Origin of the sequence: Bradyrhizobium sp. SHOUNA76, assembly GCF_023006445.1 — a bacterium.
Classification (GTDB): Bacteria; Pseudomonadota; Alphaproteobacteria; order Rhizobiales; family Xanthobacteraceae; genus Bradyrhizobium.
This window is the reverse complement of record NZ_JALBHA010000129.1, coordinates 1-13,694: the sequence shown is the minus strand read 5'-3', so window position 1 is coordinate 13,694 and position 13,694 is coordinate 1. Positions and strand designations below refer to the sequence as shown.

At 63.6% G+C, this 13,694-nt stretch carries 14 protein-coding genes and 1 pseudogene; 2 read left to right on the top strand and 13 right to left on the bottom strand.

Annotation, left to right across the window (positions count from 1 at the left end; translation table 11 throughout):
* The 6 genes and pseudogenes from MOV74_RS16340 to MOV74_RS16315 all read right to left on the bottom strand — a co-directional run.
* Nucleotides 1-1,183 (bottom strand): annotated as a pseudogene (locus MOV74_RS16340) (protein norD); the annotation flags it as partial.
* 10 nt (nucleotides 1,184-1,193) lie between these two features.
* Nucleotides 1,194-2,003: a CbbQ/NirQ/NorQ/GpvN family protein gene (locus MOV74_RS16335; protein ID WP_246924242.1), complete on the bottom strand. Its 810-nt coding sequence runs from the start codon at nucleotides 2,001-2,003 to the stop codon at nucleotides 1,194-1,196.
* Between the two features lie 62 nt (nucleotides 2,004-2,065).
* Nucleotides 2,066-3,412 carry a cbb3-type cytochrome c oxidase subunit I gene (locus MOV74_RS16330; protein ID WP_246924239.1) on the bottom strand — a complete coding sequence of 449 codons (1,347 nt, stop codon included), beginning with the start codon at nucleotides 3,410-3,412 and terminating at the stop codon, nucleotides 2,066-2,068.
* 37 nt (nucleotides 3,413-3,449) lie between these two features.
* A complete protein-coding gene (locus MOV74_RS16325; protein ID WP_246924235.1) occupies nucleotides 3,450-3,902 on the bottom strand; it encodes a cytochrome c in 453 nt (150 codons plus the stop codon).
* A 99-nt stretch (nucleotides 3,903-4,001) separates the two neighbouring features.
* Nucleotides 4,002-4,262: a cytochrome C oxidase subunit IV family protein gene (locus tag MOV74_RS16320; protein WP_404979149.1), complete on the bottom strand. Its 261-nt coding sequence runs from the start codon at nucleotides 4,260-4,262 to the stop codon at nucleotides 4,002-4,004.
* Complete coding sequence (locus MOV74_RS16315; protein ID WP_246924226.1) at nucleotides 4,262-4,840, bottom strand: cytochrome c oxidase subunit 3 family protein; 579 nt, start codon at nucleotides 4,838-4,840, stop codon at nucleotides 4,262-4,264. The genes MOV74_RS16320 and MOV74_RS16315 overlap by 1 nt, the downstream gene beginning before the upstream one ends.
* A gap of 173 nt (nucleotides 4,841-5,013) precedes the next feature.
* Here MOV74_RS16315 and MOV74_RS16310 point away from each other — a divergent pair, with 173 nt between their 5' ends.
* Together MOV74_RS16310 and MOV74_RS16305 are read left to right on the top strand one after the other, a co-directional pair.
* Nucleotides 5,014-5,169, top strand: coding sequence for a hypothetical protein (locus MOV74_RS16310; protein WP_091892367.1), 156 nt, complete (start codon nucleotides 5,014-5,016; stop codon nucleotides 5,167-5,169).
* 181 nt (nucleotides 5,170-5,350) lie between these two features.
* A complete protein-coding gene (locus MOV74_RS16305) occupies nucleotides 5,351-6,034 on the top strand; it encodes a response regulator transcription factor (RefSeq protein ID WP_246924223.1) in 684 nt (227 codons plus the stop codon).
* On the opposite strand, the gene MOV74_RS16300 is transcribed toward MOV74_RS16305, so the two are convergent.
* The 7 genes from MOV74_RS16300 to MOV74_RS16270 all read right to left on the bottom strand — a co-directional run.
* Nucleotides 5,988-6,881, bottom strand: coding sequence for a helix-turn-helix domain-containing protein (locus MOV74_RS16300; protein ID WP_246924218.1), 894 nt, complete (start codon nucleotides 6,879-6,881; stop codon nucleotides 5,988-5,990). The genes MOV74_RS16305 and MOV74_RS16300 overlap by 47 nt on opposite strands.
* Nucleotides 6,882-6,967: 86 nt before the next feature.
* Nucleotides 6,968-8,158, bottom strand: a complete 1,191-nt coding sequence (gene mmsB / locus MOV74_RS16295) for a multiple monosaccharide ABC transporter permease (protein WP_212092402.1) — start codon at nucleotides 8,156-8,158, stop codon at nucleotides 6,968-6,970.
* Nucleotides 8,155-9,732: a multiple monosaccharide ABC transporter ATP-binding protein gene (gene mmsA, locus MOV74_RS16290; protein ID WP_246924213.1), complete on the bottom strand. Its 1,578-nt coding sequence runs from the start codon at nucleotides 9,730-9,732 to the stop codon at nucleotides 8,155-8,157. The genes mmsB and mmsA overlap by 4 nt, the downstream gene beginning before the upstream one ends.
* A 124-nt stretch (nucleotides 9,733-9,856) precedes the next feature.
* Nucleotides 9,857-10,930 carry a multiple monosaccharide ABC transporter substrate-binding protein gene (chvE, locus tag MOV74_RS16285; protein ID WP_309486808.1) on the bottom strand — a complete coding sequence of 358 codons (1,074 nt, stop codon included), beginning with the start codon at nucleotides 10,928-10,930 and terminating at the stop codon, nucleotides 9,857-9,859.
* A 72-nt stretch (nucleotides 10,931-11,002) separates the two neighbouring features.
* Complete coding sequence (locus MOV74_RS16280) at nucleotides 11,003-11,881, bottom strand: SMP-30/gluconolactonase/LRE family protein (protein WP_246924246.1); 879 nt, start codon at nucleotides 11,879-11,881, stop codon at nucleotides 11,003-11,005.
* Complete coding sequence (locus MOV74_RS16275; protein ID WP_246924206.1) at nucleotides 11,881-12,957, bottom strand: aldose epimerase family protein; 1,077 nt, start codon at nucleotides 12,955-12,957, stop codon at nucleotides 11,881-11,883. The genes MOV74_RS16280 and MOV74_RS16275 overlap by 1 nt, the downstream gene beginning before the upstream one ends.
* Before the next feature lie 2 nt (nucleotides 12,958-12,959).
* The coding region (locus tag MOV74_RS16270) for a Gfo/Idh/MocA family oxidoreductase (protein WP_246924201.1) at nucleotides 12,960-13,694 on the bottom strand (735 nt) is incomplete at its 5' end.

Here is a 13,694-nt window from a genome sequence, read left to right as displayed (position 1 = left end):
GGCGGCGCACCTGGCGGACGTGCCGGCGCATGGCGTCGTCAGGTAGCCAATCCTCGCCCTGCTCGGAGGCCGCGCCCGCGAGGACGCGGCAATGATCCGGCAGATAGGAGCCACTGCGATAGTCCCATTCGGGATAGGTGAGATCCGCGTTCAGCCGCGATGCATCGAGGGCTTCCGGCGGCAGGTCGAGATCGAACTTGAGCCGGCTCGCCGGCTTGCCGGTGCGGCGGCTGAGCGTGATCTCCTCGAGATCGTCGGCCGCTTTCTGCGCATCCTCGTCCTCGCTGTCGTCGGCCGGACGGTCGACATTGACCATCTCGGCCATCGCGAGGATCTTCTCGAAGCGGTTGAGCACGAAAGGATCGCGGCGATTGGCATTGTCCTCGCGCTCGCGGACCGCAAAGCGCTTGCGATCGTCGTTGGTCGCGGCATCCGCACCCGGTGCGCACTCGTCCTCGCCGGCATGTGCGGGCGAGAGTTCTCGCGTCCAGCAATCCCCCCAGAGCGGGCACGGCAGGATCGAATGATAGCCCGGCGGCGCCTTGTCCGGCAGCGGGCCCGTCCCCATCATCGCCGGCCACAATCTGCCCGCAGGCGCCGTGCCGGCTCCGAGCAAGGCCAGCACGATCTGCTCGATCTCCTGCTCGATGCGTGGCAAGGGACGACGAGGCCGGGCCTCGGCAGTTGCTGCGGCGAGCTTCGCGTAATCAGCGACGAGCCCGGGAAATTGCGTGAGCACCCAGACCGCCGTCTCGCTCGCCCGGCGCAACACCAGCAGATCCCGCCGCAGCGGATCGGCCTCCATGATGGTCTCGATCGGCGCGGCTGCGAACCATGCCGCAAGCCAGCGATAGAGCGCCGCGTTCAAGGCCCGGTCGGGAAAGATCGAGATGCGATCGGGGAGGAAGATGGTCGCCGCGTCGCGGCCCGGCTGCTCCAATCGCTCGTCTCCAAGGCCGATGCGCTGCCGCCAGCCGAGACGGTGTCCCGATTTCCGGGCACCTGCGCTTGCGATCTGCACCCCGGTCTCGCCGCCGAGCGCGCGGAACATCACCGCGAGCCGGCCCCTCATCTCGGCAAGTGCGACCGCCTGATCGTCGTGGACAGGATAGCTCGCGGTGCCGCCGACCATCCGGTGCCAGGCGCGACCGACCGTCTCCTCCAGTTCGAGGAAGTCGAGCATGGGCGCGGCCTCACCCGATCACGGCGCGTGCGACGTCCAGCAGCGCCGCCTTCACGTCGGAATCGTCGGTGAGCGGTTCGATCATGCCGGCCAGCACGGCATCGGCAATCGGCGTGCCCGCGGCAATCAGGGTCGCGCAATAGACCACGAGCCGGGTCGAGACGCCCTCCTCCAAATCGTGGCCCTTGAGCGCGCGCAGCCGCCCAGCCAGCCCGACCAGCGGCCGCACGCGCTCCGGCGACAGCCCGCTTTCGGCGGACACGACGCCGATCTCCTGCTCCGGCGGCAGGAAGTCGAATTCGATGGCGACGAAGCGCTGCCGCGTCGAGGGTTTGAGCGCCTTCAGCAGCGTCTGGTAGCCGGGATTGTAGGAGACCACGAGCATGAAGCTGTTCGGCGCCACCAGCTCCTCGCCGGTACGTTCCAGCGGCAGGATGCGACGATCGTCGGTCAGAGGATGCAGCACGACAGTGACGTCCTTGCGGGCCTCCACGACCTCGTCGAGATAGCAGATGCCGCCCTCGCGTACGGCGCGCGTCAGCGGACCGTCGGTCCACACAGTGTCGCCGCCCCTCAGCAGATAGCGGCCGGTGAGATCGGCGGCAGTGAGATCGTCATGACAGGCGACGGTGTGAAGCGGCAGTCCCAGCCGCGCCGCCATATGCGCGACGAAGCGCGTCTTGCCGCAGCCGGTCGGCCCCTTGAGCAGAACCGGCAGACGACGTCGCCAGGCATGCTCGAAAAGCTCGCATTCGTTGCCGGATGGAACATAGGCCGGCAGCTCGGGCGCCGAGGTCACCGTGTGAAGGGCAGCTTTCATGATGTCTCTCCGGACTTTCCAGGAAGCAGGCGGCCGCGGCAAACCGCGGCCGCCATTCGCGTTTACTCGGCAGGCTGCAGCGCGGCGGGAATGGTCGCCTGCTTCTCGCGGCCCGGCACCAGCACGGCCCAGACGAACATCAGCGCGGAGATCGCCACGAACACACCGGAGCCGAGCCGGACCCAGTAGAACATCGCGAGCTGATCCTGCACGTCCATGTAGCCCTGCCCCAGCACGCGCTGGAGATGGACCTGGACCACGCCGGCGAAGGTCAGCGCGAAGGTCATGGTCATCATCGCCGTGCACATGATCCAGAAGCTGGTCATGGAGAGCCATTGGTTATAGGGCGCACGTCCCTTGAGCTGCGGGATCGCGTAGGCCATCACCGACAAGTTCAGCATCACATAGGCGCCGAAGAAGGCGAGATGGCCGTGCGCGGCGGTGACCTGGGTGCCGTGGGTATAGTAGTTCACCGAGGACAGCGTGTGCAGGAAGCCCCAGACGCCGGCGCCGAGGAACGCCATCACCGAGCAGCCAACCGACCACAGCAGAGCGGCGCGATTCGGATGCTTGCGGCCGGCCTTCCAGGTCATCTGCACCGTGAAGATCACCATGGTGAAGAACGGCGCAACCTCGAGCGTGGAGAACAGCGAGCCGATCCACTGCCAATAGCCGGGCGCGCCGATCCAGTAGAAATGATGGCCGGTGCCGAGAATGCCCGAGAACAGCGCAAGGCCGATGATGACGTAGAGCCACTTCTCGACGACCTCGCGATCGATGCCGTTGAGCTTGATCATGAGATAGGCGAGGATGGAGGCCATGATCAGCTCCCAGACGCCTTCGACCCAGAGATGGACGACGTACCACCAGTACATCTTGTCGACGGCAAGGTTCGCCGGGTTGTAGAAGGCGAACAGGAAGAAGATCGCGACGCCCCACAGCCCGAACAACAGGATGTTGGTGACGGTGGTCTTGCGGCCCTTCAGTGCCGTCATCGTGACATTGAACAGGAACATCAGGCAGACGACGACGATGCCGACCTTGATGATGAAGGGCTGTTCGAGGAACTCGCGGCCCTCGTGGTAGTGGAAGAGATAGCCGACCACGGCAACGCCGGCCGCGCCGAAGAACATCCAGAACTGGATTTTCGCCAGCAGCGGGCTATAGAGCTCGGTTTCGGTCTCTTCCGGGAGCAGGAAGTAGGTTGCTCCCATGAAGCCGATCAGCGACCATACGATCAGGGCGTTGGTGTGGATCATCCTGACGATGTTGAACGGCAGGAGGGTCGACAGCGTGTTGGGGAGGACGTAGATCGTTCCGGCGAGAAGGCCGAACACGACCTGGGCCAGGAACAGGGTCAGCGCGCCGTAGAAATACAGCATCGCGACTTTCTGGGTTTGATATTTCATCTCGGGTTCTCTCTGTCTTGAGAAGAAAGCAGCGTTCTCAGCCGGCTTTGTTCGGCGGCCAGCTCTGACGCTTGATCGTGCTGGTCCATTGCAGGAAGTCGGCGAGGTCGTTGAGCTCCTGGTCGGTCAGGTTGAACTGCGGCATCTGCCGCCGGCCCTCTGCGCCCGAGGGCTGCGACTGCATCCAGGCCTTCAGCGTCTCGCGCGCCGCGGCCGGATCCTCGTTGCCGCCCCAGCGGTCCCAGACGTTGCCGACCTCAGGCGCGAAATAGGCGCCCTCGCCCAGCAGGGTGTGGCAGTTGATGCAGGAATTCTTCTCCCAGACATGCTTGCCGCGCGCGACCGACAAGGTCAGCGTCGACGCGTCGGTGGAGGTCGTGGCCATGTAGTAATGGCTGTGCGCCGTCAGCCCTATGAAAATGGCGAAGAAGAAGGCCGAACCGCCGTAGAAGACATTTCGAGCGGCCGACTTGGTCAGGCGTTCAGCCATTGCCAATCCTTTTCCGGTTTGAGTCGTAGAGAGAAAATCGGTGATGCTATTTATTGCTGATCCGCCGGGGTCGCTCTTTGACGAAGCGCAAGGAGCGCGTCAGATCAGGGCGACGATGGCGGAAGCAAGCCAGGCAAACAGCACGACGACGAGGACCCAGGCGCTCACAAGGCCCCGCCAGAGCGCCGGCGCAGAGCGAAGATCGAGGAAATCGAGCACGATGCGGCGGCCCTTCAACGCGGCAAACGTGAGCAGCAACGCATTGGCGAACAACGGGCGCGACACCAGCGGCGGGACCAGAATGGTCGCGAGCGCAAGGCCGATCAACGTGATCCAGGCGATGTCGAGACGATCCGGAATCACGGGTGCACCAGATAGATGATCGGAAACATGACGATCCAGAGCAGATCGACCATGTGCCAGAACGCAGTGCCTGTCTCCACGTCGGCAGCCTTGGCACTGCGGGAAACTACGGCCAGGATCACGATGCCGAGGCCGACATGCAGGAGATGGAAGCCGGTCAGGAGGAAGTACAGCGTGAAGAACGAGCTCGTCTCCAGGCCGTTTCCCAACGCGATCTCGCCGGCATATTCGAACAACTTGATCGCGATGAAGAGAGCGCCAAGGACCATGGCGCCGAACAGCCAGCCGCGTGCGCGTCGGCTTCGGCCGGCCCGCGCAGCAGCCGCTCCGCGCGCGGCAGCCCAGCCACTGGTCACGAGCACGATGGTGTTGATCCCGGCCAGGTGCGCGTCAAGAGTGGCCTGACCGGCCGCGAAGACCGCCGGGTGAAGCGCGCGAGCGATGACGAAGGCGCCGAGGAACAGGCCGAAGGCGGCGAGCTCGCTGAAGATCAGCACCCAGATCATGGGATCGCCGGGAAGATCTTCCAGGATTCCCCAGCCGGTTCCCTGTTGCTCGCAATCCGTCGCCGACATCTGACTTCCGCATCAAGACGCCGAACAGATATCCCACCGGCGCGATTCCGACTTTGTCGCCGCACAAATAGTGCAACCGGCCGGAGGCGCGTTTGCGCTATCGCAACGTTCCGCCCGTCCCGCCGCCATAAGCTGAATGCCTCCGGCGGTTCCGCAAAACGGCGAGCGATGCGATGAGCGATGCACAAATCGGGCTGATGACCGCGACCCCCATCATCATCGCGTTCGCCATCGCGCTCCGGCGAATGGGAGTGCTGTCGACCGTGGCAACCGTATCGGCGGTGAGCCTCTCCGTCGCGATCGCGGCGGTGCTGTTCACGACGCAGTAAATTCGCAAGGCCGGCAAGCCAAAGCCGGAAGAGTGTCAAAAATTGCGGCGGATACCATTTCTTGCGGTGAAAGGAGGTCAAGCGATTGACTTCCATCGCGGGAACCCAAAAACCTGAATCCAGGAGCGCACGGGGCAGCGAAGGCTAGGCTAAGGCAGTGCCTTCCTTGTCAGGAGATCAGTTGCCGGGGACCGTCTACATTGTCGATGACGACGCTCCCTTCCGCACCGCGCTCCAACGGCAATTGGAGCAGTCCGGATACCGCGTGGTCGCCTATGCGTCGGCCGAGCAGGTGCTGGAGCGGCCGTGCAACGAAAACGAGCCCGGCTGCATCCTCCTAGATGTCCGGATGCCCGGCTTGAGTGGCCTGGCGCTGCAAAGCAGTTTGCTGGAGCTCGGCTCGAGCCTTCCGATTCTGTTTCTCACCGGCTATTGCGACGTGAGTACGACGGTAAGGGCAATCAAGGCAGGCGCCGAAGACTTCCTGATCAAGCCTGTCGAACCGGATGAACTCCTTCACGCGATCGCGCGAGCTCTGGCGCGGCACCGGTCATCGCTCGTGCTCAAACGCGAATTCGACGATCTGCGAAATCGCCTTGCAACCTTAACCCCGCGCGAACGGCAGGTATTCATGCTTCTTGTGGGAGGGAAGATCAGCAAGCAGGTGGCTCACGAGCTCGGCACGTCGGTACGGACGATCAAGGCACACCGCAAGAAAGTGATGGAGAAGATGAGAGCGGGAGGTCTGGCTGAACTTGTGTTGATCGGCGAACGCCTGGCGTCGGCTCGCGTGACCACTAATTGGGACGGGTGCAACTCTATGGAAAACGCGAGCCGCTTTCCCGCCGGAAAACCGTCGGTGTAACACCAACGAACTTTCGAAATACACGATTCAGCTGCGATGTATCGCTAAACCCTGCCGCTCGTGCGACGTCTTCGAGCGAGAGATCGGGCGTCGACAGCAGCAGCCCTTTCGCATGGCGGGTTCTCTCCGAGAGGACGTATTGGTAGGGTGAGTGTCCAGCTGCCTCCTTGAACGTCCTGATGAAGTGGTATTGGCTCAGCCCTGCCACAGCTGCAAGGTCGGATATCGAGATTTCGGTCGAGATCTGAGCATCGACAAACTCCTGAACGCGCCTCAACTGACGCAAAGTCAGACCTCCCCGGACCTGGCTACGAGGGGAAAGCTTCGGGTCAGCAGCGTGCCGTAGCTCCCACAAAAGCAGCAGCCCAAGTGTCTCCGCATAGGCATGGTCATTGATGCCGGATCCATTCACGACACTCTGGAGCTTCTGGAGCGTCGCCTTGAGATTGTCGTTCTCGAAATAAAGCGATGGAGGAATTTCCGAGATATCGTCTGCCCTGCGAACCGATTTGGCCGGGGTGAGATGCACCGCAAAGACGGACGAGACGCCGCCCTTGAAGCGATTCCAGCCCTGTACCGAAGATCCGGCCGGCACGAACGTCAGCCGGTCTCGAAGATCGGTTCGCGTCGAAGGGCTCCCTCCGTCGATCGTCGTCTCTCCCGCAGCGCGGATGGAATCATGCAACGCCAGGAAGGCTGCATCTCCCTTGACGCGAAATTCCAGCTCCGTCTGCCAGAATTGCAGAAGCTCAGCGGAGAACCAGGACCACGACATCCGCTTGACTGAGGGGCGGCACCGCGTCTCAGGGTGCCGCTGATGCCATTCGAGCTTCCCGTACGGTTCCAAGCTCTTTCTCCAAGGATACCTTCTGCTTCGGGGACACTGCAAATTCCCGCAGAAATCCGCAACCCGTTTTGGGCCGCTTCGATCTGCTAACGCCGCTGATTGTACACGTCGATACAGACCGCCCCCAGCAGCACCAGACCCTTGATGACCTGCTGATAGTCGATGCCGATGCCGAGGATGGACATGCCGTTGTTCATCACGCCCATGATCATGGCGCCGACCACGGCCCCCCCGACCCGGCCCACACCGCCATAAGCCGAAGCGCCGCCGATGAAGCAGGCGGCGATAACGTCGAGCTCGAAGCCGAGCCCGGCCTTCGGGGTCGCGGTGTTGAGGCGCGCAGCGAAGACGAGGCCGGCGAGCGCGGCGAGCACGCCCATGTTGACGAAGGTGAGGAAGGTCAGCCGCTCCGTCTTGATGCCCGACAGTTTTGCCGCTTTCGCATTGCCGCCCACCGCATAGACCTGCCGGCCAATCACGGTGCGCCGGGTGACGAAGCCGTACAGGGCGATCAGGGCCGTCATGATGACCAGCACGTTCGGCAAGCCGCGATGCGAGGCGATCAGATAGGTGAAATAGAGCACCGCACAGGCGAGCAGAACGCTCTTTCCCAGGAAGAACGCATAAGGCTCGACCTCGATGCCATGCGATTGCTCACGTGACCGGCCCTTGGCGCTTGCATAGACGAGGCCGAGCGCGAGCACGGCGCCGATCAGCATGGAGGTCGGATGCAGCGTGCCGGCTTCGGGCAGAAGCTCCGGAATGAAGCCGGACGACAGCTTCTGGAACGTCGCGGGGAACGGGCCGAGTGACTGCCCCTGCAGCACCGCAAGCGCGAGCCCCTTGAACACCAGCATGCCCGCCAGCGTCACGATAAAGGACGGAATGCCGAAATAGGCCACCCAATAGCCCTGCGCCGCGCCGATCGCCGCACCCAGCAACAAGCAGGCGATGAAGGCGAGCGTATAGTCGACCTTGTAAGTCACCATGAGCACGGCTGCCACCGCGCCGACGAAGCCGGCGACCGAGCCGACCGAGAGGTCGATATGGCCGGTGACGATCACCAGCAGCATGCCAAGCGCCATGATGACGATGTAGCTGTTCTGCAGCACCAGATTGGTCAGATTGAGCGGCTGCAGCAGCGTGCCGCCGGTCATGACCTGGAAGAACAGCATGATCGCGATCAACGACATCAGCATGCCGTAGTTGCGCAAATTGTTCTTGATGAAGCTGCCGTGCCGGCGCTCTTCGGGCAGCGATACCGTCTTGTCGGTCATGGCTGCGATCCTCCCATCTCCGCGGCCGCTGGCGCGGCGTTCCCAATGTTTCGTTCGTTGCGCATGATGGCGCGCATGATCTTCTCCTGCGTCGCGTCAGGGCCCTTGAACTCGCCGACGAAGGCGCCCTCGTTCATGACGCAGATGCGGTCGCAGATGCCGAGCAGCTCGGGCATCTCCGAGGAGATCACCACGACGCCGCGGCCGGCTTCCGCCAGCTCGTTGATAATACAGTAGATCTCGTATTTGGCACCGACGTCGATGCCCCGCGTCGGCTCGTCCAGGATCAGGACCTTGGGGTCGGTCATCAGCCATTTCGACAGCACCACCTTCTGCTGGTTGCCGCCGGAGAGCTGGCCGGTCTCCTGGTAGACGTCGGAGCAGCGGATGCGCATGCGCGTGCGATAGTCGCTGGCGATCTTCAGCTCGGCGATGTCGTCGATCACCCGGCTTGGGGCGACCTGGTCGAGGCTGGCGAGCGTAATGTTCTTGCGGACGTCGTCGGCCAGGATCAGGCCGAGCTGCTTGCGATCCTCGGTGACATAGGCAAGGCCGGCGTCGATCGCGGCAGCGACGCTCGGCAGCACCATCTCCCTGCCTTCGAGCCGGAGAGAGCCGCTAATCGTGGTGCCCCAGGAGCGGCCGAACAGGCTCATGGCGAATTCAGTGCGGCCGGCGCCCATCAGGCCGGCAATACCGACGACCTCGCCACGCCTGACGCTGAAATCTACATTCTTGATCACCTGCCGCTCGGGATGGATCGGATGGTACACCGACCAGTTCTCGACAGTGAGCACGGGTTCACCGATCTTCGCGTTGCGCTCCGGGAAGCGGTGGGCGAGATCGCGATTGACCATGCTGCGGATGATGCGGTCTTCCTGGATCGGCTCGCTGCGGCAATCGATGCTGTCGACGGTGCGGCCGTCGCGCAGCACGGTGATGTGATCGGCGACCTTGGCGACCTCGTTGAGCTTGTGCGAGATCAGGATCGAACCGATGCCCTGCTCGCGGAACGCCATCAGGCGTTCGAGCAGCGCGGCGCTGTCGGCCTCGTTGAGGCTGGCGGTCGGCTCATCCAGGATCAGCATCCGCACCCGCTTGGACAGCGCCTTGGCGATCTCGACCAGCTGCTGCTTGCCGACGCCGAGATCGGTGATCAGCGTATCCGGAGATTCCTTCAGGCCCACCTGCGCCAGCAGCTCACGCGTGCGCCGGTAGACCTCGTCACGGTCGATGACGCCGAGCTTTGACGGCGGATGCGACAGAAAGATGTTTTCCGCGATCGACATCAGCGGGATCAGCGCCAGCTCCTGGTGGATGATGATGATGCCGAGCGCCTCGGAATCGTTGATGTCGCGAAAGCGCCGCTCCTCGCCGTCGAAGACGATGGTGCCCTCGTAGCTTCCATGCGGGTAGACTCCGCTCAGCACCTTCATCAGCGTCGACTTGCCCGCGCCGTTCTCGCCGACGAGCGCATGGATCTGGCCGGCGTGAACCGAGAAATTGACATCGCGCAGCGCCTGCACGCCGGCAAAGCTCTTGCTGACGTTGCGCATCTCCAGCATGGCGGTCATCGTCGTTGTCCCTTGGAACGTTTGCCCCTCCGCCGTCATTCCGGGGCGATGCAAAGCATCGAACCCGGAATCTCGAGGTTCCGGGTCCGCCCTTCGGGCGCCCCGGAACGACGGAGCACTCAACTTACTGGAACTGCGACTTCTTGTAGTAGCCGCTGTCGACCAGGGTCTTCTCCCAATTGTCCTTGTAGACCACGACCGGCTTGAGCAAATAGGACGGCACGGTCTTGGCGCCGTTCTCGTAGGTCTTGGTGTCGTTGACCGTGACCTGCTTGCCGGCGAGCGCGGCGTCGACCATGTCGGCAGTCACCTTGGCGAGGTCGCGGGTGTCCTTGAAGATGGTCGAATACTGATCGCCGCGCAGCATCGCCTTGATCGAGGGCACCTCGGCGTCCTGACCGCTGATAACAGGCATCGGCTGATTGGCGCTGCCGTAGCCAACTCCCTTCAGCGAGGAAATGATGCCGATCGACAGGCCGTCATAGGGCGACAACACGGCGTTGACCTTCTTGTTGCCGTAGTAAGCGCTGAGCAGGTTATCCATGCGGGCCTGCGCAGTGGCGCCATCCCAGCGCAAGGTCGCGACCTTGTCCATGCCCATCTGGCCGGACACGACGACGAGCTTGCCGCTGTCGATGTAGGGCTTCAGCACGCTCATCGCGCCGTTGTAGAAGAAATAGGCGTTGTTGTCGTCGGGCGAGCCGCCGAACAGCTCGATGTTGAACGGGCCCTTGCCGTCCTTGAGACCGAGGCCCTGTACGATCGACTCGGCCTGGAGCACGCCGACCTGGAAATTGTCGAAGGTCGCGTAATAGTCGACGTTCGGCGTGCCGCGGATCAGGCGGTCGTAGGCGATCACGGTGATGCCTTTGGCCTTGGCCTGCTTGAGCACATCGGACAGCGTGGTGCCGTCGATCGCGGCGATCACCAGGGCTTTCGCGCCCTTGGTCACCATGTTCTCGACCTGCGAGAGCTGGTTCGGGATGTCGTCTTCGGCATATTGCAGGTCAGTGTTGTAGCCGCGCTCCTTCAACACCTTGACCATGTTGTTGCCGTCGTCGATCCAGCGCGCCGACGATTTGGTCGGCATCGCGATGCCGACGGTCGCCTTGTCCTGGGCGGAGGCGGTGACGCCTGAGGCCATCGTCGCAGCGCCGGTCAGCGCCAACGCCAATAATGTCGTCTTCAGTTTCAGCATGTTTTACTCCCTGGGTGTCAGACTGTTTCTTTGTTTCATCGAGAACGTCGTCGTGGGCTGCTTTCGGGTCTCCTATGCGAGCTTGACGTCGGGCTCCGCGCGACCGCGCGCGGATGCCTCCAATAGAAAAGTGCAACCGGCTTGCGGATCGGCGGCGCGTGCGGACGCATCCATATCCTGCCAGGCCGACGTGACGAGGAGGCGCGACAGATCTGGGCCGATGAAAGCGGGACAGCTCGCCTGCTTTGCCGGCACGCTCAGTGAGCGCAGACGCTCGCCTTGCGGAGAATAGACGTCGATGCGGCTCGCGCCCCAGCACGCATTCCAGATCTGCCCGTCAGCATCGCACACCGAACCGTCGAGGCCCCCGATGCCGGTGTGACGCAATAGCACCTCAGGCTCGCCGCGCGGCAGGCCGGTCGCGGGATTGAGTGACACGGCATAGAGCACGCCGCGCGGGGTGTCGGTGAAATAGCCGGTGGCGCCATCGGGCGAGAAGCAGATCGAGTTGGGGATGCTGATGCCGGGAAACAGCGTCGAGATCTTGCCGCGATGGAGCGCGTAGATCGCGCCGGCCTTTGGCTCGGCCTTCTTGCCCATGGTGCCGATCCAGAACGTGCCGGACTGGTGCACTCGGCAATCATTGGAGCGCGTGGCTGGATTGTCGGCTTCGAGCGGAAGCAACAGCGTCATCACGCCGCCGGCAAGCTTGCGGACGTAAAGCCCGTCCTCGGCGACGATCAACTGCCGTTCAGCATCGATGCGCCCGAGAGCGCTCGCCATCCGGCCGAGCGCATGGACGCGGATGCTGCCACGGCCGAGTTGCGCCTCGAACAGCCGTCCCTCGCGGATGTCGAACCACCAGGCGGTATCGGTGGTTACGTCGTAGGTCGGGCCCTCGCCGAGTTGGCAGGGATCGTCCGAAAGAATCGAGGTCGGCACCTGTTCCATCATGGCGTCCTCACTCCGAAGCGATAGACCGTGTGATGGCGGTAGACTTCGCCGGGCCCAAGGCGCGGGCTCGGAAAATCCGGCCGGTTCGGCGCATCAGGCCAGATGTGCGGCTCCAGGCACATGGCGTCCGACTGGCGGATGAGCTTGCCGCCCTTCCCCGAACTCGTGCCGTCGAGATAGTTGCCGGAATAGACCTGAAGGCCGGGCTGGTCGGTGAACAGCTCCATGATCCGCCCCGAGCGCGGTGCCTCCAGCCGCGCGGCGAGCGCCAGCTTGCCGTCACGGGCGAGGCAGTAGGTGTGGTCGTAGCCCCTGCCGTTCTGCAATTGCTCGTGGCTCTCGCGGATACGCGCGCCGACAGCTTGGGCGTCGCGGAAGTCGAACGGCGTGCCGGCAACGCTACGCGGCGGACCGGGCAGCGGGATCGCGGTGGGATCGATGGCGAGGAAATGCTCAGCGGCGACCGTGAGTTTGTGGTCAAGGATCGGCGTGCCCGATGTTGCACCTTCCAGATTGAAGAAGCTGTGGTTGGTCAGGTTGACGATGGTCGGCCGGTCGGTCCGCGCTTCCATCTCGAGTGACAGCTCGGACGGGCCGGTGATGCGATAGGTCAGGCGGACGTCGAGCTTGCCGGGATAGTTCTCCTCGCCATGCGGGCTCATGTAGGTGAGCGTCACCGCGGGCGCGGCGCCGTCCTCGATCGCGGCAATCTCCCAGAGCTTGCGGTCAAACCCGTCGAGGCCGCCATGCAGAGCGTTCGGGCCGTTGTTGACGGGAAGCTGCACCGTCTCACCATCGAGTGAAAATTGTCCCTTGGCGATACGGTTGGCGTAGCGGCCGACGGTGGCGCCCAGGAACTTGCGCTCGGCGAGGTAGCCGGCGAAGGCGTCATGGCCGAGCACGACGTCGTCATATCCGCCTTTGGCATCCGGCGCGATCAGCGCCTGGATCACCGCGCCATGGGTGATGATGCGCGCTTCGAACCCACGCTCACCGCGCAGCACGATGCGCTCGACGTTGCGGCCGTCCGGCAGCGTTCCAAAGACGTCTTTTTCGATTTTTGAGCCAGCCATGTCTAATCCACAAACGGTTCGACGACGGTGCGCCGGCCGAGCAGGAAGGCGTCGGCGACGAGACGAAGCGGCGTCAGGTCGACGTCGCTTGCGCCGGTCGCCGCGAGCTCGACGAAGCGCCGGTAGAGTCCGCGATATTCCTCATCGGGCGCCTCGGCAAGCACCTTGCCGTCGACGGCCATGCGCGCGCCACCGCTGGACAAGGTCATCCGGCCCTGATCGGTGTCGACGAGGATATCCCAGCTCTGCGGCCCGGTCTGACGAAAGTCGAACTCGGCGGTCACAGGCAGGCCGTCGATATCGGTCAGTGTCAGGTTGGCAGCGATCGGCGCCTGGCAATTGGCGGGAAAGGCCAGTTCGGCCGCGGTGACGAATACCGGCTTGCGCAAGATTTTGGTCAGGATCGACAGCGCGTTGATGCCGGGGTCGAACACGCCAAGACCGCCCGGCTCCCAGATCCAGCCCTGCCCTGGATGCCAGACGCGAACGTCTTCCTTCCAGTCGATATGCACCGACGTGATGCGTCGCCCAGCGAGCCATTGTCGCGCGGGCTCGACCGCCGGCGCATGCCGCGAATGCCAGGTCGCAAACAGCGTTCTCTTGGCTTCCGCCGCCATCGCGATCAGCGGATCGAGCTCGGCAACCCCGATCCCCGGCGGCTTCTCCAGCATCACATGCTTGCCGGCTTTGAGCGCCGCCGCGGCCTGGGCGCGGCGCACCTGCGGCGGCGTGCAGAG